The 21,909-nt window shown below is 66.3% G+C and carries 16 protein-coding genes; 11 read left to right on the top strand and 5 right to left on the bottom strand.

The window, feature by feature from the left end:
- The first annotated feature begins 60 nt into the window (after positions 1 to 60).
- Together L8K25_RS17300 and L8K25_RS17295 are read left to right on the top strand one after the other, a co-directional pair.
- Entirely contained in the window at positions 61 to 2,013 is a 1,953-nt protein-coding gene (locus L8K25_RS17300) for a peptidase M61 (protein ID WP_242140235.1), read from the top strand.
- Positions 2,014 to 2,090: 77 nt separating this feature from the next.
- Positions 2,091 to 2,720, top strand: a complete 630-nt coding sequence (locus tag L8K25_RS17295) for a GNAT family N-acetyltransferase (RefSeq protein WP_242140234.1) — start codon at positions 2,091 to 2,093, stop codon at positions 2,718 to 2,720.
- Between the two features lie 146 nt (positions 2,721 to 2,866).
- On the opposite strand, the gene L8K25_RS17290 is transcribed toward L8K25_RS17295, so the two are convergent.
- Both L8K25_RS17290 and L8K25_RS17285 read right to left on the bottom strand, forming a co-directional pair.
- The gene (locus L8K25_RS17290) at positions 2,867 to 4,261 is read right to left on the bottom strand and encodes an ATP-binding protein (RefSeq protein WP_242140233.1); all 1,395 of its coding nucleotides are present in this window, start codon (positions 4,259 to 4,261) and stop codon (positions 2,867 to 2,869) included.
- On the bottom strand, positions 4,245 to 4,973 hold the full coding sequence (locus tag L8K25_RS17285) for a response regulator transcription factor (protein ID WP_242140232.1): 729 nt from the start codon (positions 4,971 to 4,973) through the stop codon (positions 4,245 to 4,247). The genes L8K25_RS17290 and L8K25_RS17285 overlap by 17 nt, the downstream gene beginning before the upstream one ends.
- 199 nt (positions 4,974 to 5,172) lie before the next feature.
- Between L8K25_RS17285 and L8K25_RS17280 the strand changes: the two genes are divergently transcribed.
- From L8K25_RS17280 to L8K25_RS17260, 5 genes are all read left to right on the top strand, one after another.
- A complete protein-coding gene (locus L8K25_RS17280) occupies positions 5,173 to 6,306 on the top strand; it encodes an efflux RND transporter periplasmic adaptor subunit (RefSeq protein ID WP_242140231.1) in 1,134 nt (377 codons plus the stop codon).
- A gap of 3 nt (positions 6,307 to 6,309) precedes the next feature.
- On the top strand, positions 6,310 to 9,468 hold the full coding sequence (locus L8K25_RS17275; RefSeq protein WP_242140230.1) for an efflux RND transporter permease subunit: 3,159 nt from the start codon (positions 6,310 to 6,312) through the stop codon (positions 9,466 to 9,468).
- Complete coding sequence (locus L8K25_RS17270) at positions 9,468 to 10,886, top strand: efflux transporter outer membrane subunit (RefSeq protein ID WP_242140229.1); 1,419 nt, start codon at positions 9,468 to 9,470, stop codon at positions 10,884 to 10,886. Before L8K25_RS17275 ends, L8K25_RS17270 begins: the two co-directional genes overlap by 1 nt.
- A 228-nt stretch (positions 10,887 to 11,114) precedes the next feature.
- Positions 11,115 to 11,252: a hypothetical protein gene (locus tag L8K25_RS17265; RefSeq protein ID WP_242140228.1), complete on the top strand. Its 138-nt coding sequence runs from the start codon at positions 11,115 to 11,117 to the stop codon at positions 11,250 to 11,252.
- Between the two features lie 80 nt (positions 11,253 to 11,332).
- Positions 11,333 to 11,980 carry a hypothetical protein gene (locus L8K25_RS17260; RefSeq protein WP_242140227.1) on the top strand — a complete coding sequence of 216 codons (648 nt, stop codon included), beginning with the start codon at positions 11,333 to 11,335 and terminating at the stop codon, positions 11,978 to 11,980.
- Positions 11,981 to 12,551: 571 nt separating this feature from the next.
- Here L8K25_RS17260 and L8K25_RS17255 read toward each other — a convergent pair.
- The 3 genes from L8K25_RS17255 to L8K25_RS17245 all read right to left on the bottom strand — a co-directional run bounded on the left by L8K25_RS17255 (position 12,552) and on the right by L8K25_RS17245 (position 15,738).
- On the bottom strand, positions 12,552 to 12,830 hold the full coding sequence (locus L8K25_RS17255) for a hypothetical protein (protein WP_242140226.1): 279 nt from the start codon (positions 12,828 to 12,830) through the stop codon (positions 12,552 to 12,554).
- Between the two features lie 439 nt (positions 12,831 to 13,269).
- The gene (locus L8K25_RS17250; RefSeq protein ID WP_242140326.1) at positions 13,270 to 14,304 is read right to left on the bottom strand and encodes a zinc-dependent alcohol dehydrogenase; all 1,035 of its coding nucleotides are present in this window, start codon (positions 14,302 to 14,304) and stop codon (positions 13,270 to 13,272) included.
- Between the two features lie 51 nt (positions 14,305 to 14,355).
- Positions 14,356 to 15,738, bottom strand: a complete 1,383-nt coding sequence (locus tag L8K25_RS17245) for an NAD-dependent succinate-semialdehyde dehydrogenase (RefSeq protein ID WP_242140225.1) — start codon at positions 15,736 to 15,738, stop codon at positions 14,356 to 14,358.
- 245 nt (positions 15,739 to 15,983) lie between these two features.
- On the opposite strand from L8K25_RS17245, the gene L8K25_RS17240 reads away from it, so the two are divergent.
- From L8K25_RS17240 to mgtA, 4 genes are all read left to right on the top strand, one after another.
- Complete coding sequence (locus tag L8K25_RS17240) at positions 15,984 to 16,967, top strand: zinc-dependent alcohol dehydrogenase family protein (RefSeq protein ID WP_242140325.1); 984 nt, start codon at positions 15,984 to 15,986, stop codon at positions 16,965 to 16,967.
- Positions 16,968 to 17,089: 122 nt separating this feature from the next.
- Positions 17,090 to 18,247, top strand: a complete 1,158-nt coding sequence (locus L8K25_RS17235; RefSeq protein ID WP_277923694.1) for an NAD(P)-dependent alcohol dehydrogenase — start codon at positions 17,090 to 17,092, stop codon at positions 18,245 to 18,247.
- 4 nt (positions 18,248 to 18,251) lie between these two features.
- Complete coding sequence (locus L8K25_RS17230; RefSeq protein WP_242140224.1) at positions 18,252 to 19,286, top strand: lysylphosphatidylglycerol synthase transmembrane domain-containing protein; 1,035 nt, start codon at positions 18,252 to 18,254, stop codon at positions 19,284 to 19,286.
- The gene (gene mgtA / locus L8K25_RS17225; RefSeq protein WP_242140223.1) at positions 19,286 to 21,853 is read left to right on the top strand and encodes a magnesium-translocating P-type ATPase; all 2,568 of its coding nucleotides are present in this window, start codon (positions 19,286 to 19,288) and stop codon (positions 21,851 to 21,853) included. Before L8K25_RS17230 ends, mgtA begins: the two co-directional genes overlap by 1 nt.
- The last annotated feature ends 56 nt before the right edge of the window (positions 21,854 to 21,909 follow it).

The following is a 21,909-nucleotide window of genomic DNA, read 5'->3' as shown; positions in this document are numbered from 1 at the left end:
TGCGCCAGCCGACCGATCGCGGCACTGGACAATGTCGTCTTTCGTGCGCAGGACCTTGCCATGCCACGCCCATTCTCGATCGCCCGCCTCTCCCTCCTGATGGTTGCACCGTTCGTTTCGGCTTCCGCCGTCGCGCAGGATTCGTCCGCGGCCACCGGCACGAGCAAGCCGACACCGACGCTGCCAACCGACAGCATACCGCCCCCGCGCGATCTGCCGTATCCGGGGTCACTGAAGATCGCCGTGGATGCCACCGACGTCGCGCATGGCGTGTTCCGCGTGTCGGAAACCATTCCGGTCAAGGCGGGGCCGATCGTCCTGCTCTATCCGCAATGGTTGCCCGGAGCGCATGCGCCGCAGGGGCAGATCGACAAGGTCGCCGGTCTGACGTTTCACGCCGGTAACCGCGTACTCGCGTGGCGACGCGACCAGACCGACATGTACGCATTCCACGTCGACGTCCCGACCGGCGTAAGCGAGATCAGCGTGACGTTCGACTTCGTTTCGGCGACCGACGCCGATCAGGGTCAGGTCGTAACGTCCCCCAATCTCCTTGGGCTCGAGTGGATCTCGACGATGCTGTACCCGGCCGGCCATTACGTTCGTCAGATCGTGGTCGAGCCTAGCGCGACCTTTCCGGCCGGTTGGACCGCCGCGACGGCGCTGCGCCCGGTCCAGCCAGCCACGGGCGGAACGGTTCACTACAAGCCGGTCGCGCTCGATACGCTGGCAGATTCCCCCGTGTTCGCGGGCCGCTTCGCCCGTAGCGAGCAGTTATCGCCCGACGTCACGCTCAACATGGTCGCCGACCGCCCGGATCAGCTGGCCATCGCGCCGGCCCAACTCGCGCTCGAACGCGCGTTGGTCGAGCAGGCGACCAAACTCTACGGCGCCCGGCATTACAGTCACTACGACTTCCTCGTCGCGCTGAGCGATCGCGTGCTGACCGGTGTCGGGCTCGAGCATCACCGCTCGTCCGAAGACCAGATGGCACCGGACAGCTTCCTCAACTGGACCGACGGCGTCGCCGAACGCGATCTGCTGGCGCACGAATACACCCACAGCTGGAATGGCAAGTTTCGTCGGCCCGCCGATCTCTGGACGCCGGATTACCGCACGCCGATGCGCAACAGCCTGTTGTGGGTCTATGAGGGCCAGACGCAATTCTGGGGCAAGGTCCTGACCGCCCGCGCCGGGCTGATCTCGCGCGATGATGCCTATGATTCCCTGGCGCAGACCGCGGCCGCATATGCGGCGCAGGTTGGGCGCAACTGGCGTCCGCTGGTCGACACGACCAACGAGGAAATCCTGTCCAACCGTCGGCCCGAGCCGTTCCCGAGCTACCAGCGCGATGAAGCCTATTACGAAGAAGGTCAGTTGATCTGGCTCGACGCCGACAGCCTGATCCGCGAAAAGTCGGGCGGAAAGCGCTCGCTCGACGATTTCGCCAAGGCCTTTTTCGGCGTGCGCGACCGCGATTGGGGCGAATTAACCTATACCTTCGACGATGTCGTCGCGACCTTGAACAAGGTCCAACCCTATGACTGGGCGAGTTTTCTCCACGCCCGCGTGGATGAGCTCGCACCGCAGCCACCGCTCGACGGGCTGGCGCGTGGTGGTTACGCGCTGACCTATTCGGACCAGCCTGGCCATGTCTGGACGGCGCGCGAAAAGGCCGGCGAGACCCTCGACTTGAGCTACTCGCTCGGCCTGAAAGTCGGCAAGGAAGGCGCCGTCACCGGGGTGATCTGGAACGGCCCGGCGTTCGCGGCCGGGCTCAGCGTCGGCAGTAAGATTACCGCGGTCGATGGCGATGCCTATGACGATGATGGGCTGAAGGCGGCGATCACGCGGGCCAAGAACGATGGGAAGCCGATCGCGCTCCTGATCAAGCAGGGCAAGACCTACCGCACCGTCGCCGTGACGTGGACCGGGGGGCTGCGCTACCCGCATCTGGTACGAACGGGCAAAGGGCCGAGCACGCTCGATGCATTGTATCGGCCGAGAGGGTAACGCTCGTGTGGAGGGTCAGCTTGACCAGGGCCGAGCTGTCCTCGGTCCATTTGAAGCGATAAGTCTACGCCCCGCCCATGCCGATCATCCGCAATTATGCGTCGACCGACATCGACGCCCTGTACGCCATCGCTATCGCAACCGGCGATAGTGGCTCTGACGCCTCTCGCGAATTCAACGACCGGGATCTGCTCGGGCATGTCTACGCTGCCCCATACGGCACCTTCGAGCCCGAACTCGCATTGGTGGTCGAGGATCAGCACGGAGTGGCGGGATACTGCGTGGGTGCACTGCACAGCCGAACGTTTGAGGCTCTGCTAGAGCTACGATGGTGGCCAGCGTTGCGGCGGCGCTATCCCTTGTCACCGGTCAGCGGCGCGGATTGGCGTACGGCGCGGGACTCCAACATCATCCAGATGACCCATCATCCGCCCCGTTCCCCCGATTGGCTGGTGGATGCCTACCCGTCCCATCTCCACATCAACCTTCTCCCGCGCCTCAAAGGCCGGGGCCACGGTCGCGCGTTGTTGATCGCCTGGCATGCGCGCGCCCGAGCGATGGGCTCCACCGGATTTCACCTTGGCGTTGATCCGAGGAACGCTTCGGCGATCGGCTTCTACGAGGCGATGGGACTGGACCGGCTGTCTCCTGCCGGCGCGACCGTCACGGACGACGTCCTATGGCTTGGCGCACGGGATCTTCGATGAGATCGACGTACCATCCCGCGTGATGCGGGGTAAGGCGCTGTCAGGATCGCACCTGTGACAAAGTTGAAGTCCTGATCTGCGCACGCCGTGCCCTCGGCTTGGCCGCGGGCATGGCGCCGCGCAACGGCGGTGTTCGTCAACAAAGATTATCGCGTGACTCGAGGGACCACAATCGTTGCCAATAAACCTCCCGCAGGATGGTTGGACAGCGTCACTTCCGCGCCGAACGTCCGTGCTTGCGCACGCGCGATCGTCAGGCCCAGGCCAGTTCCGCCGGTCGATCGCGAGCGACTTGCCTCGCCGCGCTCGAACGGTGCGAACATCGCTTCGATACGACTGTCTGGAATGCCAGATCCGAAGTCGCGGATCGTGATCGTCAACTTGCCCGGCGTTTCCCAACAGTCGATCCGTGCGCTACCGCCATATTTTACGGCATTGTCGACCAGATTGACGATGGTGCGGGCAAGCGCGTTGGGCTTGACGCGCGTAACGGCGTTGCAGCCGCCGACAAATTGCACATCCGACCCGACGTCGCGCGAATCCTCCGCGATGCTCGAGAGCAGGGAATCGATATCGACGCTCGACAAGGGCTCGCGATTCTCGCTGCTACGCGCCAGCTCCAGCCCTTCGCGAACCAGGGTCTGGGTCGCGACGAGATCCGCGGTAAGCCGCTCGCGCAGCGTTTCGTCGCTGACTTGCTCCAGCCGCAAGCGGAGGCGGGTCAGTGGGGTCTGCAGATCGTGGCTGATCGCCGCGAGCAATTGCGTTCGATCACGCACGCCGTCGCGCACGCGCTGCTGCATCACGTTGAAGGAATGCAGCGCCGCCTGCACCTCGGTCGGGCCGCGCTCGACGACGGGTTCCGGTTCGGACGCGATCGAGATCGCGCGTGCGGCTTCGGCAAGCCGCCGCAGGGGTGCCGCGGCGAGCCGCCCGACGATCATCGCGAGCAAGGCGCTCGCACCGATCACGATCGAAAGGTACGCGGGGTCGAGCGTCGAACTGCGCGGCAGGATCAAGGCCGGAAGCAGGATCGCAAGCGCGTGCGCGACGCCTGCATGGTCGGTGAAGCGGATCACCCAGCAATCCGGCTCGGGCAGGTCGGCGATGCCGGCAGCGAGTCGGCCGATGTCGCGCGTTGGTTGCGGCAAGCACAGACGGCTCGGCACTTGACCCGCCTCAGGCCGGGCCGCGGCGCCAAGGCGCAGCCGCAAGATCTCCGATAGATCGGAATTCGGACGAACCTTCGCAATGTTGGCCGGGGCGGGGATCGCACCGAAAATCCGCCGTTCGGCGAGCAGCCTGCCAAAGACATCGGGAGATTGCTGCAACCGATTGACCACGTCGACCGTGCTCAGCGCTACGCGCTCCAACCGAACATGCTCGAAATCGTGAAGGCGGGCCTGTTCCGCGACGAACAAGGATCCGATCGATGCTACCGACATGCCGATCGCCAGGATCAGGAAGATTCGCCCCGCCATCGACCCGACGAAATCGCGCGCGCGGGCGAGCAGCGTCGGGGGTTCAGTCGTAAGTGACATCGCTCGCCAGTACATAGCCTTCGTTGCGCACGGTCAGGATCAGCGCGTCCCCGCCGGGCACGCTCGCCATCTTCTGGCGCAAGCGGCTGATTTGCAGGTCGATCGAGCGATCGAAGGTGACCGTCGCGGCGCGTTCGGGAAGCAATTCCTCCCGCGTGAGCACGACGTTGGGCGCTTCGGTGAACCGACTGAGCAAGCGGAACTCGGCCGAGGACAGCATCACCAGACGATCGTCGGGCGCGACGAGGCGGCGCTGGACCAGATCGAGCCGCCAGCCGCCGAAGGTCGCGGTGCGCGCGTTCCGCGACTTGTTGCTCGCTTCGTCCCGCGTCCGGCGCAGCAGGTTGCGCACTCGCGCGACGAGTTCGCGCGGTTCGAACGGTTTGGTGAGATAGTCGTCGGCTCCAAGTTCGAGCCCGAGCACGCGATCGATCGCGCTGTCGCGCGCCGTCACCATGATCACGCCGATCGTGATGCCCTGCGTGCGCAGCTCGCGGCACAGATTGAGGCCATCGCCATCGGGCAGGTTGAGATCGAGCACGATCAGGTCGGCGGGGCGTTCGGCGAGCGCAGGGCGGATATCGGCAACCGTGCCGACGCCGACCACTTCATGTCCGTCGCGCACCAACTGGGCGATGATCAGCTCGCGGATATCCTCGTCATCATCGACGACCAGGACGCGGCTCTGAGCGGGATCGAGGCTTGGGACCATGGCTGTCGATAGCATCGCGTGATGACCAAGTCTTCAAATCCGGGGGGCTGATACACGTCGATACACCGCGTCGTGCGCCGCTACACGGCAATACCGATCCACTGGTCGCGACATCAACCTTGCCTGTTTGCACCCGCCCGCGAGGTGCAGGGCACGCTGCGCAGGTGTGACAGCTCGGTCGACTGCCCCGGAGATGACGATGCCCCGTTCGATGCCAGCCCGCTCGGCTGCCTTGCTTGTCGCGCCGCTGCTGCTGGGGCTCGGCGCGTGCGGCAAGCCGGCAGGGCCGCCCGCGATGCCGACGCCCGAGGTCGGCGTGGTGACGTTGGCCGCCGGGTCGGTGACGCTAACGACCGAGCTCCCCGGGCGGACCGCGGCGTTCATGTCGTCGGAAGTCCGGCCACAGATTTCGGGGCTGATCAAGGCACGGCTGTTCACCGAAGGCGCGCTCGTGAAGGCGGGGCAGCCCCTCTACCAGATCGACCCGTCACTCTACCGCGCGACCGTCCAGCAGGCGACCGCATCGCTCGCCAACGCGCAGGCCAATGCCGTTACCGCGACCGCCAAGGCGGCGCGCTATGGCCGGCTGACCGAGATCGAGGCGGTGAGCAAGCAGGACAAGGACGATGTCATCGCCGCGGCTGGCCAGGCCCGCGCCTCGGTCGCCGAGGCACAGGCAACGCTGCGCACCGCGCGGATCAACCTCGCCTTCACGCGGATCACCGCGCCGATCAGTGGGCGGATCGGTCGCTCGGCCTATACCCAGGGCGCACTCGTCACGGCGAGCCAGACCGACGCGCTCGCGACGATCCAGCGGCTGGACCCGATCTTCGTCGACATCACCCAATCCTCGGCCAAGATCATCGCGCTGCGCCAGGCGCTGGCCTCGGGCGGCGTATTGCCCGCGAGCGCGACGATCCGGCTCAAGCTCGAGAATGGCACCGACTATCCGCAGGCGGGCCGCGTCGAGTTCGCCGAGGCGACGGTCGACCAGAATACCGGCAGCGTGACGATCCGCGCGCGCTTCCCCAATCCCAACAATCTGCTGCTGCCGGGCATGTTCGTCCGCATCGTCTCGCCCGAGGCGATCGTGCCCAAGGCGATCCTCGCGCCGCAGGACGGGATCAGTCGCGATCCGACGGGGGCCGCGACCGCGCTCGTGGTCGGCGCGGACAACAAGGTGGTGCAGAAGACCGTCACTGCCGACCGCGCGATCGGCAACAAATGGCTGATCACCGCCGGGCTCAAGGCGGGTGACCGCCTGATCGTCGAGGGCGTTGACAAGGCCAGGCCCGGTGCCCTGGTCAAGCCCGTTGCCGTCAAGGCGAACTGAGCGATGAGCACTTTCTTCATCAACCGCCCGATCTTCGCCTGGGTGCTGGCGATCGGGATCATGCTGGCGGGCATCGCCTCGGCGATGTCGCTGGCGATCGCGCAATATCCCGACGTCGCACCCCCCTCGGTCTCGGTCAGCGCGACCTATCCCGGCGCATCGGCGGCGACGGTCGAGACGAGCGTGACGCAGATCCTCGAGCAACAGCTGACCGGGATCGACGGCCTGCTCTATTTTTCTTCGAGCTCGAGCTCGGCGGGGAGCGCGTCGATCACGGTGACCTTCGAAAAGGGCACCGATCCCGACACCGCGCAAGTGCAGGTCCAGAACAAGGTCCAGCAGGCGCTGTCGCGGCTGCCGAACCAGGTGCAGCAGCAGGGCGTGACCGTCACCAAGTCGAACAGCGACTTCCTGATGATCGTCGCGATCTATGACAAGACCGACCGCGCCAACCAGACCGCGATCGCCGATTATCTCGTCAACACCTATCAGGACCCGCTCGCCCGCGTGAACGGCGTCGGGCAGAGCCAGGTGTTCGGGTCGCAATATGCGATGCGGATCTGGCTCGATCCGTACAAGCTCGCCGCGGTCAAATTGATGCCGTCGGACGTCCAGACCGCGATCAGCGCGCAGAACGTCGAAGTCTCGGCCGGGCAGATCGGGCAGAAGCCTGCGCCGGCCGGCCAGCGGCTCAACGCCACCGTCACCGCCAAGTCGCGGTTCCAGACGCCCGAGCAGTTCCGCAACATTATCGTCAAGGCGCAGACCGACGGTTCGGTCGTGCGGCTGTCCGACGTCGCGCGGATCGAACTCGGCAATGAGAGCTACGACACCGTGTCACGCGTCAACGGGCATCCCGGCGGCGCGATCGCGATCCAGCTCGCGCCGGGCGCCGATGCGCTTGCCACCGCAACCGCGGTCAAGGCCAAGGTCAAGGAACTCGAGCCCGGCCTGCCGAGCGGCTATGTCATCGATTATCCGCGCGACACGACCGACTTCATCAAGCTGTCGGTCGAGGAAGTCGTCAAGACGCTGTTCGAGGCGATCGTGCTCGTCGTGATCGTGATGTTCGTCTTCCTGCAGAGCTGGCGCGCGACGCTCGTTCCGGCGATCGCGGTGCCGGTGGTGCTGCTCGGCACGTTCGGCGTGCTCGCTTTGTTCGGCTATTCGATCAACACGATGACGCTGTTCGGCATGGTGCTGTCGATCGGCCTGCTCGTCGACGATGCGATCGTCGTGGTCGAGAATGTCGAGCGCATCATGAGCGAGGAGGGACTGTCGCCGCGCGACGCAACGATCAAGTCGATGGGCGAGATCGGCAGTGCGCTGGTCGGCATCGCGCTGGTGCTGTCGGCGGTGTTGCTGCCGATGGCGTTCTTCGGTGGATCGACCGGGGTGATCTATCGCCAGTTCTCGATCACGATCGTCTCGGCGATGCTACTATCGGTGCTCGTCGCGCTGATCCTGACGCCGGCGCTGTGCGCGACATTGCTCAAGCCGAACCACCAGGACCCGCTCGCGCGCAAGGGGCCGTTCGGCAAATTCAACCGCTGGTTCGCCCGCACGACCGCGCGCTATGTCGGCGCGGTGCGCATTGTCGTCGGGCGTCGTGCCGTGCATCTGGGCATCTATGCGGTGATCTGCGTTGTGCTTGCCGTACTGTTCGTGCGGTTGCCGACCGGCTTCTTGCCGACCGAGGACCAAGGGCAGGCGCTGGTGCAGTTCACGCTCCCCGCCGGCGCCACCGCCGAGCGCACCGACGCGGTCGCGCATCAGGTCGAAAACTACTTCCTGACCAACGAGAAGAAGAACGTCGCCAGCCTGCTCAGCATCCAGGGCTTTGGCTTCTCGGGGTCGGGGCAGAATGCGGGGCTCGCCTTCGGCAATCTTGCGCCGTTCAAGGACCGCAGCGACAAGGCCAATTCGGCCGATGCGATCACCGGGCGCGCGACGATGAAATTGGCGGCGATTCGCGATGCGCAGGTCTTTGCGCTGACGCCGCCAGCAATCTCCGGCCTCGGCCAGTCGAACGGCTTCACCTTCGAGCTGCTCAATACCGGCGGGCTCAGCCAGGCGCGCTTCCTTGCGCTGCGCGACCAGTTGATCGCGGCAGCGGGGAAGGACCCCAAGCTGGCCGGCGTCCGCGCGGGATCGCTCGACGACACGCCGCAGCTTCATGTCGATATCGACGAGACCAAGCTCGCAGCACTAGGGCTTGCCGAGAGCGACGTGACCGCGACGCTCAGCTCGGCCTGGGGCAGCACCTATATCAACGACTTCGTCGACCGCGGGCGCGTCAAGCGCGTCTACATGCAGGCGGACGCGCAGTTCCGCGCGCTGCCGAGCGACCTCGACAATTGGATGGTCCGCGCGTCCTCCACCGGCACGATGACGCCGTTCTCAGCCTTCGCCACGACGAGCTGGACCAAGGGGCCGTCGTCGCTGTCGCGCTTCAACGGCCAGTCCTCCTACGAAATCCAGGGGCAGGCCGCGTCGGGATCGAGCTCGGGCGAGGCGATGAAGGAGATCGTCGCGTTGCAGCAGAAGCTGCCGAAGGGCACCGGCTATGCATGGAGCGGACTGTCGTATCAGGAACAGCTGACCAGCGGGCAGGCGCCCAAGCTGTATGCGATCTCGGTCCTCGTCGTGTTCCTGTGCCTTGCCGCGCTGTACGAGAGCTGGTCGATCCCGATCGCGGTGTTGCTGGTGATCCCGCTCGGGGTGATCGGCGCGGTGGTTGCGGTCACGTTGCGCGGGCTCGACAACAACATCTATTTTCAGGTCGGCTTGCTCACCACGATCGGGCTGGCGGCGAAGAATGCGATCCTGATCGTCGAATTCGCCGAGGATGCGCACAAGGCGGGCAAGAATGCGCTCGATGCCGCGCTGGAGGCGGCCAAGGTGCGGTTGCGGCCGATCCTGATGACGAGCCTTGCCTTCATCGCGGGCGTCGTTCCGCTCGCGATCGCGACCGGGGCGGGGGCGCAGAGCCGGATCGCGATCGGCACCGCGGTGATCGGCGGGATGCTGACCGCCACTGCGATCGCGATCTTCTACGTGCCGATGTTCTTCGTCCTGGTCGGGCGCCTGTTCGGCATGGACAAGACCGATCCGGACCACCGTGACGACGCGCCTGCCTTGCCAGCGCCGGAGACCAAGTGATGCGCCAGCCGTTCCTCGTCGTCGCGACTGCAGCGCTGCTGTCGGGGTGCAATCTCGCGCCGGTCTATGTCCGGCCGGCGCCGCCGGTCGCGCCGAGCTTTCCGACCGGGCCGGCCTATGCCGCCGCTGCATCCAGCCCGCAGACGCCGCTGGCGTGGCGCGATGTCTTCACCGATCCCAGCCTGCGGACGATCATCGACCGTGCGCTCACCAACAATCGCGATCTGCGCGCGGCCGTCGCCAATATCGCCGCGGCGCGCGCGCAATACCGTGTGCAGCGCGCGTCACAGCTGCCCACGGTCTCTGCGAGCGGCGGCCCCTCGCTGTCGCGCGGCGGCAATGCGACCGGGGCGATCGACAGCTACTCCGCCGACGTCGGGGTGAGCGGATTCGAGATCGATCTGTTCGGGCGGCTCAAGAATCTCAGCAAAGCGGCGTTCGAGACCTATCTCGCCACCGAGGCGGGCGCGCGCAACACGCGCCTCGCGCTGATCGCCGAGACTGCCACGGCCTATGCGACGCTCGCCGCCGACCAGGATCTGCTCGCGGTCGCGCAGGACACCGTCGCCAGCACCGCGCGCTCGCTCCGGCTGACGCGCTCGCTCAACGATGCGGGGCTGACCGGCAAGGTCGATGTCCGCTCGATCGAGACGACCAATGCGCAATCGCGCTCCGACGTCGAGAATGCCACGACCCAGGTCGCGCAGGACCGCAACGCGCTCGACCTGCTGGTCGGCGCCCCGGTCGAGGATGCCCTGTTGCCAGGCAAGCTCGACAGCCTGCTGGGCGGGATCACCAAGGTTCCGGTCGGGGTGTCGTCGGAGGCGCTGCTGCGCCGCCCCGACGTCATCGAGGCCGAGCATGCCCTGATCGGCGCCAACGCCAATATCGGGGCAGCGCGCGCAGCGTTTTTCCCGACGATCACACTCACCTCGGCAGTCGGCTTCGCCAGCACCGCGCTGTCCTCGCTATTCAGCGGCGGTGCCTTCTCCTGGTCGGGGAACTCGTCGGCGAGCGTTCCGATCTTCGGCGGCACCAACCGCGGCAATCTCGCGTACAGCGAGGCGCAGCGCGACCTGTACCTCGCGCAATATGAGAAAGCGGTGCAGAGCGCATTCCGCGAAGTCGCCGATGCGCTCGCGCGCGCCGGGACGATCGAGCGGCAGCAGGCGGCGCAAGCCGATCTGCTGCGCGCCTCGGGCCAGGCCAATACGCTGGCGGAGGCGCGCTATCGCGAAGGGATCGACACCTACCTCTCGGCGCTGGTGACGCAGCGGACCTATTACACCGCGCGCCAGACCAAGATCGCGACCGATCTCGCGGCGGTGAGCAACCGCGTCACACTCTACCAGGTCCTCGGAGGAGATACCGAAGGGGAGCAATCGCCCAGCGATCGCGCGCGCCCTCTGGAACGGTGATGCGGGCACAGCACGCGGCCGCTTCCACGTGTGATGCGCCAGGAACAGATATGGCTCCAGCCGCGATGCCACGTCGCAGACGGTTGCGCGGTGCAGCTGGAAGCGAACTCAGCTCGAAGAGCCGGACGAAACCCTGTCGAAGATCATGAGGTCATAGCCCAGCCTCCGCATACAAGATCATACGAACCCGCGGCTCTTTCCCTTATATATTTCCGCGGGCGGACGGAGATGATCGCCATGGCGGCGAGGCACTGCGCGCGCGTCTTTACGGTGCTGCCGGGGGAAAGCACAGAATCCGCCAGCTATGACGAGCCGATCGGCCGGTCGCAGAACGTCAGCGGGCCGTTCAATGGGATTTTGGTGTAGCTGGAGCGGTCTGGCGCGCAGCAAAATAGGAAGCTTGTGGAGGCAGATCCCGTCTTGGTGCAACGTCCTGAACTATAGCGTTGGAGCGCCCTCATCAAATACTGGCGCGGATCGTTTTACCTGATATCAAACAGTCATCGGCGTGGGGCATGCTGTACGGGGGATGGGGCGATGACAGCCGAAAACACATGATGTCGCGCTTTGCGAATAGGCCGATGGTGAGCGATGAACTCGAAAAATATCGCGGCGCCGGCCCGGGGCTTTATTTTTGGCGGTTCTCTCTGTCCGCCAGCATCATCTTCCTCCATACATTCCATGTCTGTTACGGAACAGCGGCCAAAGGCGCGAAGATCGCCGTTCTCAATCCCGCCTTTGGAGCCATCTTGCCGATATTTTTCGGCCGCTTGGGCGCTGCCGCAGGCGCGGGTGTGGTGGATCCTGTTCCCGATGTCGTTGATCCTGACCCTGGGGTTCGCGATCCTGTCTTGGCATTGGGTCGAGAAGCCCGCGCTGCGAGCAAAGAAGTGGATTTCGCAGCGAGCGGCCGCTCCTGCTGGAACCGAGAAGCCGCACGAGATCCGGCCAGAGGATCAAGCGCGGCTTGCCGCTGCCGAGGCATAGACGACGGTCGTGACGGGCACGGTCAACGGCAAGACCATCGCGGAGCGGCTTCATCTGCTTCGCCGGCCTATGGGATCGGTTCGAGACCGAAGACGCCGGGATCGTAGAGAGCTTCACGATGGTGACGCAAGCAATGCTAACGGTGTGATCGCGGGCTTGAGAACCCATCCGCATCCACCACACCAGCATGCAGAATTCTTAATAAGTAGTCGCGAAGATGATCAGGACCGCGTGCAAGCATAATCAGACAATGGGACGTTTTGATAAATGAGCCAGAATGCCGAATGCGTCGAAGTTGCGATCGTAAAGGCAACGGAGCTGGAGCAGCAAGCCGAACCGTCGCGCCCGAACGTGGTTCGACGACTTCTCAATAGGGTGCAGGCCATTCTCCCGCCGGGCGGATCGGCGGTATGGCGGGCAATGTCGTGCATGCGCCGGGACGCACGGTGGTGATCTGTCCACGTCAGCAGCATGGCGGACAGTAGGCGCTCGATGAACCCCGGCGATCTCAGGGTGCATTGGGACGATCCCGATCGCACGCACCTCTACCAGGGCTTCGAGTTCCTGGATGACGCGCTCACGCCACCTCCTCGCGCGCGGGCTCGCCCAACAACCCACAACAGCCGGTGAGAAGTAGGGCAGCAGAAATGAACGATACCACTGCGAGTGCGGCGCGCATCATACAGGCACCCCTGCTTCGCGCAGCCGTTCGATCAATTCGCGTGTGTGTTCTGCATCCAGCGTTTCAGCGTGGAACGCCCGCACGTCGGACGGCCGGCTGTTGAAATGGCTGACAAGCGAGCCTGCGTCATATCCGTTGCGCGTCAGCGTGGGTTCGAGATCGTCGATCGCGCGCGACAGCACCTGCTCTACGATCTCGGCCGTCACCGGCTTGGCGGCGAACTGGAAGCCCTGCTCGAAGGCGAGCGTCAGGGCATTTTCGCGGACCGGAACCATATCGCCAACAGCGTGCTCGTGGCACGGTGGAAAGCCCTGGTTCTTCCGGCCCCGTCTCGCCGACTGTTTTGCCGTACCCTCCTTCGACCGACTACGCCATCCGACGCCTCCGGCCCGCCTCGGCTTACGCCGCGACGCGCGCGGCAAGGTGCGACCACCGCGAAGGGCGCTTACCCGCGCGTCGTGTTCGTCAAGCCAGACCTGCGACGTGCCCGCCGACATCAGGCTTGTGCGATTTGTCCCGTCGAGCGGACCGCGTATCTCGCGCCCTGATCGCGTGAAGGGAAAAGTCGGCTTCGAAGATGCGCCCGAAAAAAACGGTCAGCGTCGGCGGCGACGTCCTCAAACCGGATCGGGTCCGCCGCCCCCAGTTACGTCGCCCGCATCGATCGTTCGGCCGGCGCGCCTTGCCATCGGGCGCGCCGACCGATCGCGCATTCTATGCGCCGGTGAAATCGAGCACGACGCGCGACGGGACGTCGCCCTTTTCCAGCCGATCGAAGACCGTGTTGATCGCGGCCAAAGGCTGCAGCTCGATATCCGCCTTCACCTTGCCGTCCGCGGCGAATTGCAGGCATTCGGCCATGTCCTTGCGCGTGCCGACGAACGATCCGCGGATCGTGATGCAATTCGCGACCACGTCGAACAACGGCGTCGGGAACTCGCCCGGCGGCAGGCCGACGAGCGCGCAGGTGCCGCGCTTGCGAGTCATCTCGATCCCCTGCTTGAACGCGGCCAAGGACGGCGCGGTGATCAGCACGCCATGCGCGCCGCCACCGATCGCGGCCTTGAGCGTCTCGGCGGGGTTCTGCGTGCGGGCGTTGATCACCATCTCCGCGCCGAGCCGGGTGGCGTGCGCGAGCTTGCCGTCGTCGATATCCACCGCGCAGACGTTCAGCCCCATCGCCTTGGCGTACTGGATCGCCAGATGCCCGAGCCCGCCGCACCCGGAGATCGCGATCCATTCCCCCGGCCTGGCTTCGGTTTCCTTGATGCCCTTGTAGGTGGTGATCCCGGCGCAGATCAGCGGCGCGGCCTCGGTCGGGCTTAGGCCCTTGGGGATGTGCGCGACATAATTGGGATCGGCGAGGACATAGTCGGCGAACCCGCCATTTTGCGTATAGCCGCCGAACTTTGCTTCGGGGCAGACCGTCTCCCATGCCGACAGGCAATATTCGCAATGCCCGCACGCCGAATAGAGCCACGGCACGCCGACCCGGTCGCCTTCCTTGACCAGCGTGACGCCCGCGCCGAGCGCGACGACGATGCCGATCGCCTCATGCCCGGGGATGAACGGCGGGTTGGGCTTGACCGGCCAGTCGCCCTTCGCAGCGTGCAGATCGGTATGGCACACGCCACACGCCTCGGTCTTGACGAGGATCTGGCCGGGACCCGGCATGGGCACGGGGTATTCCAGTAATTCGAGGGGCTTGCCGAATGCGGTGACGACGGCGGCGTGCATGGTTTTGGCGATCATGAAAAAGCCTTCCGGTTGGGGGGAGCGATAGAAGAACGGATCGAGCGGTCAGGCCGGCGCGGGGATCGCGTGGAGGCGGACCAGCTTCTTGTTGACGAATTGCTGGATGCCCATCGCGCCAAGCTCGCGTCCGTAGCCCGAGTCCTTGATCCCGCCGAACGGCAGCGCGGCATCGGTCCAGTCGATGTTGTTGATGAACATCATGCCGGTCTCGACCCGGCTCGCGACACGCCGCCCCCGCGCGACGTCGCGCGTCCACACCGAGCCGCCGAGCCCGAAATCGGAATCATTGGCGAGTACGATCGCCGCATCCTCATCCGCCACGCGGAAGAAGGACGCGACCGGCCCGAAGAATTCGGCGCGGAACGCGGGGTTGTCGGGTGCGATGTCGGTCAGGATCGTCGGGGCCATGAACGCACCCGGACGATCGATCCGCGCGCCGCCCAGCACCACCCTCGCCCCATGCGCGACTGCGCCATCGACTTGCGCCACCAGGTCGAGCAGCGCCTGCTCGGTCGACATCGGGCCGAGTGTGGTCGCTGCGTCGAGCGGATCGCCCGGCACCAGTGCGCCGAGCGCCGCCTCGAACCGCGCGAGGAACGCGTCCGCCATGCTGTCGACAACGATGAAGCGTTTCGCGGCACAACAGGTCTGGCCGCAATTGTACATCCGGCCCCACACCGCCCAGGGAATGACGAGATCGAGATCGGCATCCCCCAGCACGATGAACGCATCGCTGCCGCCGAGCTCCATCGATGAGACTTTCAGGTTCCGCCCGGCGCGCGCGGCGATGCTGCGCCCCGCGTCGACGCTGCCGGTCAGGGCGACGCCCTTGATCCGGGGGTCATCGATCACGCGGTCGGACTGCGCATGGCTGATCAGCAGATTGGTATAGAGCCCGACCGGCGCGCCCGCCTCGATCAGCAGCGCCTCGAACGCGATCGCGCATTGCGGCACGATCCCGGCATGTTTCACGACCAGCGTGTTGCCCGCCATCAGATGTGGCCCGGCGACCCGCGCGAGCTGATAATACGGGAAATTCCACGGCTCGACGCAGAAGATCACGCCGATCGGGCTGCTCTCCATATGCGCTTCGCCGCCCGCCGGATCGAGGCGTACGGGGGCAAGGAAGGCTTCGGCATGGGTGGCATAATAGTCCATGATCCGTGCACTGAACGCGACCTCGCCACGCGCTTCGGCGATGCGCTTCCCCATTTCCACGGTGGCGAGACGCGCGAGCGTATCGGTCCGCGCGGCCAGCAGTTCCCCCGCCTTTGCGATGATTCTGGCGCGTTCGGCATAGGGTGTGTGCCGCCACGTTTCGAAGCAGCTTTGCGCGGCAGCGAGCTTGGTCTCGAGCACCGCATCCGCAACCGTGTCGAACGCCTGGACGAGCGCCCCGTCGAACGGATTGAGACTTTGATAGGCCATGGTTTGCGCACTCCCGGTTCAGGACGGCGAGATAGAAGCCATGGCCGCGCGATATCAGCGTCGGAAAGTACCTAGGCCGCCGCGCCCCCGCCCGATCGCGTTGCTCCCGCGAAATCTGCGTAGTTTCCGAACCTTCCCGCCGCCACCGGCGCGGTGCACCGTGACGATCTCGCCCGGAGCGGTTGCCGCTCCCGCTCGTGGGAACGGTGATGGCGTTCCGCCCGCCCAGCTGGAAGCCACCGACCATGAAGGCGATGATCCTCACCCATCCCGGCACCCCGCTCGTCTGGACCGACCTGCCCGACCGGCAGCCCGGCCCGGGCCAGGTGCGCGTGATAGTGCTCGCCTGCGGCGTCTGCCGGACCGACCTGCATGTCTTCGATGGCGAATTGCCCGATCCGAAATCGCCGATCATTCCGGGTCACGAGATCGTCGGCCGGATCGACGCGATCGGTGCTGGCGTGTCCGACCTCGAACTGGGGCAGCGCGTCGGAATCCCGTGGCTCGGACATACCTGCGGGGTGTGCCGCTATTGCCGGGAGCAGCACGAGAATCTGTGCGATGCGCCGCTGTTCACCGGCTATACCCGCGACGGCGGCTTCGCGACCGCGGCGATCGCGGACGCGCGGTTCGCCTTTCCGCTGGGGGAGACGGGGAGCGACGTGGCGCTGGCGCCGTTGCTGTGCGCCGGGCTGATCGGGTGGCGCTCGCTGAAACTGGCGGGGGACGGCAAGCGGCTCGGCCTCTACGGCTTCGGTGCTGCCGGGCATATCGTCGCGCAGGTCGCCAGATGGCAGGGCCGCGAAATCTACGCCTTCACCCGCCCGGGCGACAGCGGCACGCAGGCCTTCGCGCGCAGCCTCGGCGTGACCTGGGCGGGCGGATCGGACGAGGTGCCGCCGGAACCGCTCGACGCCGCGATCCTCTATGCCCCCGACGGTGATCTCGTCCCGCTGGCGCTCAAGGCGGTGCGCAAGGGCGGCACGGTCGTCTGCGCCGGGATCCACATGAGCGACATCCCCGGATTTCCTTACGATATCCTGTGGGAGGAGCGCCGGCTCGTCTCGGTCGCCAATCTCACCCGGCAGGATGGGATCGAATTCCTCGCGCTCGCCCCGCAGATCGGGATCGTCGTCAAGACGACGGTCTATCCACTGGAACAGGCCAATCAGGCGCTCGAGGATCTGCGCGCGGGCCGGTTCGACGGCGCTGCCGTGCTGGTGCCGTGAGCGCCGCCGCTGGGTAGTTTCCGACCCTGTCGCAGCGGACCGCCCCGGCGCACCCCGGTCTCACGCTCGCGGACGGAAGGCGGATCTTCCTGTCGACGCCCAGCGAAACCCTGGAGGCCAGCATGTCCGATACGTTCTTTCCCGAGAAATACGCCGACAGCACCGAAACCGTCCTCGCCCGCACCGATCCGGTGTCGCTCGATCCGGCACAGCCCACGTCGACCCGCGCCTATGGCACGCTTGGCCCAAGCGCACCGATTCACGCAATGGAGATCGAACGCCGCGCGCTGCAGCCCGACGATGTCGCGATCGACATCCTGTATTGCGGGGTCTGCCACAGCGACATCCACATGGTCCGCGGCGAATGGGGCGAGCAGCACTATCCGATGGTCCCGGGGCACGAATTCGTCGGCCGAGTCAGTGCGGTCGGCGCGGCGGTCACGCGTCTGGTGCCCGGCGATCATGCCGGTGTCGGATGCATGGTCGACAGTTGCGGTGTGTGCGAGACGTGCAAGGCCGGGCTGGAGCAATATTGCACCACCGGCGCGACGATGACCTATGCCTCGCCCGACCCGCGCGGCCCCGGCCAGACGCAGGGTGGCTATGCCGAGCGGATCGTCGTGCGCGACCGGTTCGTCGTCAAGATCCCCGAGGGCGCTGACCTCGCGACCACCGCACCGCTGCTCTGTTCGGGCGTGACCACCTTTTCCCCGATGCAGCATTGGCGGCTCGGCTCGGGGCAGCGTTTCGCGGTCATCGGGCTGGGCGGGCTTGGCCACATGGCGCTCAAGCTGGCGGTCCATCGCGGCGCGGAGGCGACCGTCTTCACGACCAGCGCGGACAAGGCCGCGGATGCCTATGCGATGGGCGCGAAGGACGTGATCGTGTGGCACCCGCTTGCCAGCAAGCCGATTCCGCTGGTCGAGGAACTGGCCAACCGGTTCGACTTCATCCTGTCGACCATCCCCTTCCCGTTCGACGCCGCGCCGTTCCTGCCGCTGCTCCGGCACGACGGCGTGTTCGTCAACGTCGGCACGCCCGGCGCGATCGCCGGGGTGAGCGGCGGCGGATTGTGGAACCAGCGGCGCTCGATCGTGGGGTCGTGCATCGGCGGGATGCCCGAGACGCAGGAGGTGGTCGATTATTGCTGCGCCAACGGCATCCGCCCGCAAATCGAGCTGATCCACCCGGACCAGATCACCGACGCCTATCTGCGCGTCGAGACCAAGCAGGTCCGCTACCGCTACGTCATCGATCTCGCCGCCGGGCGCGCCGGATGAGCGCATGACCGGCGGGGAGAAGAAGACGGCCAAACGCCCCAAACTCGGCGAGACGGGGCATCTGTCCGGCCGGTTCTTCGGGGTGCTGGGCGTCGGCGTGCTGGTCTTCGCGGTCCTCAACTTCGGCGATCTGCAGAGTTTCGGGGCGATGCTACAGCGCGCGGAGCCGTTGTGGCTGCTCGTCGCGGCGGCCCTGCAGGGCATCACGTACGCCAGCGTGTCGCTCGGCTGGAAGCTCGTCCTCGACAAGGCGCGGTCGCCGCTGCCGCTGTTCCGGCTGATCCCGGTCGCGCTGTCGAAGCTGTTCGCCGATTCGATGATCCCGGCGGCGGGCATGGGGGGCAATCTGCTGCTGGTCGATCGGCTCGTCACGCTGGGTGTCCCGCGCGGGGCCGCCGTCGCGGCGCTGATCCTGTCGCTGATCGGCTATTATGCGGCGTTCGCGGTGTTCGCGATCGTCATGCTGGTGTTGCTGTGGATGCATGGCAAGGCAACGCCGCTGCTCGCCGGAGTCGTCACCGCCTTCCTGCTGGTCGCGCTCGCCATTCCCGGCCTCGCGCTCTGGCTGCGGCGGCGCGGGAGCCGGCCGCTGTCGCCGTTCCTCGAACATCTGCCGATCGTCCACACGCTGCTGCATGTCGTGGGCGAGGCTCCCGCCCGACTGCTCAGGGACAAGACGCTGATCCTCGGCGTGACCGCGTGCAATGCCGCGCTGTTCCTGGTCGGTGCCGCCACACTGCTCGTATGTATGCTGGCGCTTGGCCATCCCATCCCGTTCAGCACCGCCTTCATCGCGATGATGGGCGGGTCGATCGTCGCCGCGCTTGCGCCAGTGCCGATGGGGCTGGGCAGTTTCGAGGTCGGGTCGACTGCGATGCTCGGCCTGCTGGGGGTTCCGGTTCCGGCGGCGCTGGCCGGGACGTTATTGCTCCGCGGTTTCACCCTGTGGCTCCCGCTTCTCCCGGGTTTCGTGCTAATGAAGGGCGCGTTCCGGTCGGTGCGCCGCCCGCACCGGTCCAAAGCGCTCAAGGTTGACTGATGCGTGCGTCCGTGGCGACCACCCGACCGACATCCACCCCGCCCTTCTGGTCCAGAACGGCAGATGAAACCTGCGCCGCGCTGGATTGCAGCCGGGACGGACTGAGCACTGCCGAGGCCGCGATCCGCCTGTCGCATTATGGCGCGAATGCGGATGCGCCGACCAGGCGGGTGGGGATCGTGCGGGCGGTGTTGCGGCGGCTGCTCGAACCGCTGTCCTTGATCCTGCTGATCGCGGCGATCGTGTCGATTGCGACGGGGGACGCGATCGGCGGCTCGATCATCGTGTCGATCCTTGCGGTCTCGATCGGGCTGGATACGATGCAGGAAGGCCATGCCGCGCGCGCCGCCGATGTCCTGCGCCAATCGGTCGCATTGACCGCCGAAGTCCGCCGCGACGGGGCCTATCGACAAATGCCGGTGGACGGGGTCGTTCCCGGCGACGTCATCCGCGTCCGCGCGGGCGACATCATCCCGGCCGACGGTCTTGTCCTCGACAGTACCGCCTTCACGGCGAACGAAGCCGCGCTGACCGGCGAACCCTATCCGGTCGACAAGCGCGCCGGCCCGGTTGCCGGACTCTCGGCGAACCAGGCGAGCGGCGCGCTGTTCCGTGGCGCGGTCGCGCAGACCGGCGAGGCGATCGCGCTGGTCGTCAACACCGGACGCGCGACGATCTTCGGGGCGGCGGCGGCGGCACTGGCCGATGCCGCGGGAGCCTCCCCGTTCGAGAAAGACTTGCGCGCCTATGGCCTGTTCACCGCGCGACTGACGATGGCACTGGTGGTCGTCGTCCTTGCCACGAGCGTCTTCTTCGGCAGGCCGATGCTGCAATCGCTGCTGTTCGCGGTCGCCCTCGCGGTCGGGCTGGCACCCGAGTTGCTGCCGATGATCACGACGGTGACGCTGTCGCGCGGCGCGATGCGGATGGCGCGCCGCAAGGTGATCGTGAAGCGCCTCGCCGCGATCCATGATCTCGGCGCGATGACGGTGCTGTGTACCGACAAGACCGGCACGCTGACCTCGGCGGAGATCACGCTCGACCGTGGGATCGCGTGCTCGGGCGCGGACGATCCGCGTCCGGCGCGTCTCGCCGCGATCGCGGCGGTGCTGGGCGGGGATCGCGGCGCGCTCGACACCGCGCTGATCGCCGCCATTCCGGGGGCAACGAATGGCTGGACGCTGCGCGGGCGGCATGCGTTCGACTTCACCCGACGCCTCGGCTCGGTCCTTGCCGACGGACCCGATGGTCTGGTCCTGATCGCCAAGGGCGCACCGGAGGCAGTGGTGGCGCTGTGCACGACGTCACGCCATGGAAGCGAGACCATCGCCATGGGGGATTCGGAGCGCGCGTCCGCGCTGGCGCAGGTTCAAGCGCTCGCGGAACGCGATGGCCTGCGGACGATCGCGGTCGCCTCGCGCCGATGGGACAAAGCATCGTGCGATCCCGACGCCACGGACGAGGTGGGACTGATCTTCGAAGGCCTGTGCGCCTTCGCCGATCCGCCCAAGCCCACCGCCGCCGCGGCGATCGCGCGGCTCGCGGCCGCCGGGGTGCAGCTCAAGATCCTGTCCGGCGACGACCCGGTGGTGGTGAAGCGGCTGGCCAGACTGGTTGGATTGCGCGCCGATCGCGTCCTGTCGGGCAGCGATATCGCGAAGTTGAGCGACGATGCGCTGGCGGTTCAGGTTCATTCGGTCGACGCTTATGGTCGTCTCGCGCCCGACCAGAAGTCGCGGCTCGTCCGGGCGTTGCAGGCGCGTGGCGCGGTGGTCGGCTATCTCGGTGACGGGATCAACGACGCGCCCGCGCTCAAGGGGGCGCAGATCGGTCTGTCGGTATCGGGCGCGACCGGGGTCGCGCAGGCCGCCGCCGACATGATCCTGCTCGATCAAGATCTCGCAGTTGTGGCGGACGGGGTCGAGGAGGGCCGCCGGACTTTCGCCAACATCCTCAAATATGTGCGGATGGAAGCGAGCTCGAATTTCGGCAATATGCTGTCGATGGCGGTCGCATCGCTGTTCCTGCCCTTCCTGCCGATGCTGCCGACGCAGATCCTGCTCAACAACCTGCTGTACGACGTGTCCGAAATCGGCATCCCGTTCGATACCGTCCGCCCCGAGGCGGTCGCGCGGCCACAAGTGTGGGACATGCACGCGCTGGTGCGGTTCGCGGCGGTGATGGGGTTGCTGTCGTCGGTCTTCGACCTGCTGATCTTCGCCGGGCTGATCTTCATTTTTCAAGCGACCCCGGGCGCATTCCAGACCGCATGGTTCCTCGAATCGATGGCGACGCAGATCCTGGTCATCTTCGTCATCAGGACCCGGGGACGGCCCTGGGCCGACCTGCCCCGCCCGGCGCTGGCGGCGACGTCGCTTGGCGCGCTGGCCGTCGCGATGATCCTGCCTTTCACGCCGGTCGCGGTGCTGTTCGGCTTCGATCCGCCACCACTCGGAATGGCCTGTGGCATCGTGATCGTGGTGGTCGCCTATCTGGCCTGCGCCGAGCTCCTCAAAAACGCCGCGTTCGGCGCGATCGCCGTGCGGCAGTCCCCGGCCCCACGCTGAGTAGTTTCCGAGGCTGCCGCGCGCACCCGGTTGCGTCGATCAGGCGGCCTTCTCCC

This window comes from Sphingomonas sp. TREG-RG-20F-R18-01 (assembly GCF_022662475.1).
In the GTDB taxonomy this organism is placed as follows: domain Bacteria; phylum Pseudomonadota; class Alphaproteobacteria; order Sphingomonadales; family Sphingomonadaceae; genus Sphingomonas.
The sequence above is the reverse complement of the archived record's forward strand: the minus strand, read 5'-3'. Positions and strand labels throughout refer to the sequence as shown.

What these genes read in the sequence shown, in the direction of transcription:
- L8K25_RS17300 (WP_242140235.1), top strand. Translation starts at nt 61, where the DNA reads ATGCCACGCCCATTCTCGATCGCCCGCCTCTCCCTCCTGATGGTTGCA.
- L8K25_RS17295 (WP_242140234.1), top strand. Translation starts at nt 2,091, where the DNA reads ATGCCGATCATCCGCAATTATGCGTCGACCGACATCGACGCCCTGTAC.
- L8K25_RS17290 (WP_242140233.1), bottom strand. Translation starts at nt 4,261, where the DNA reads ATGTCACTTACGACTGAACCCCCGACGCTGCTCGCCCGCGCGCGCGAT.
- L8K25_RS17285 (WP_242140232.1), bottom strand. Translation starts at nt 4,973, where the DNA reads ATGGTCCCAAGCCTCGATCCCGCTCAGAGCCGCGTCCTGGTCGTCGAT.
- L8K25_RS17280 (WP_242140231.1), top strand. Translation starts at nt 5,173, where the DNA reads ATGCCCCGTTCGATGCCAGCCCGCTCGGCTGCCTTGCTTGTCGCGCCG.
- L8K25_RS17275 (WP_242140230.1), top strand. Translation starts at nt 6,310, where the DNA reads ATGAGCACTTTCTTCATCAACCGCCCGATCTTCGCCTGGGTGCTGGCG.
- L8K25_RS17270 (WP_242140229.1), top strand. Translation starts at nt 9,468, where the DNA reads ATGCGCCAGCCGTTCCTCGTCGTCGCGACTGCAGCGCTGCTGTCGGGG.
- L8K25_RS17265 (WP_242140228.1), top strand. Translation starts at nt 11,115, where the DNA reads ATGATCGCCATGGCGGCGAGGCACTGCGCGCGCGTCTTTACGGTGCTG.
- L8K25_RS17255 (WP_242140226.1), bottom strand. Translation starts at nt 12,830, where the DNA reads ATGGTTCCGGTCCGCGAAAATGCCCTGACGCTCGCCTTCGAGCAGGGC.
- L8K25_RS17245 (WP_242140225.1), bottom strand. Translation starts at nt 15,738, where the DNA reads ATGGCCTATCAAAGTCTCAATCCGTTCGACGGGGCGCTCGTCCAGGCG.
- L8K25_RS17240 (WP_242140325.1), top strand. Translation starts at nt 15,984, where the DNA reads ATGAAGGCGATGATCCTCACCCATCCCGGCACCCCGCTCGTCTGGACC.
- L8K25_RS17235 (WP_277923694.1), top strand. Translation starts at nt 17,090, where the DNA reads ATGTCCGATACGTTCTTTCCCGAGAAATACGCCGACAGCACCGAAACC.
- L8K25_RS17230 (WP_242140224.1), top strand. Translation starts at nt 18,252, where the DNA reads ATGACCGGCGGGGAGAAGAAGACGGCCAAACGCCCCAAACTCGGCGAG.
- mgtA (WP_242140223.1), top strand. Translation starts at nt 19,286, where the DNA reads ATGCGTGCGTCCGTGGCGACCACCCGACCGACATCCACCCCGCCCTTC.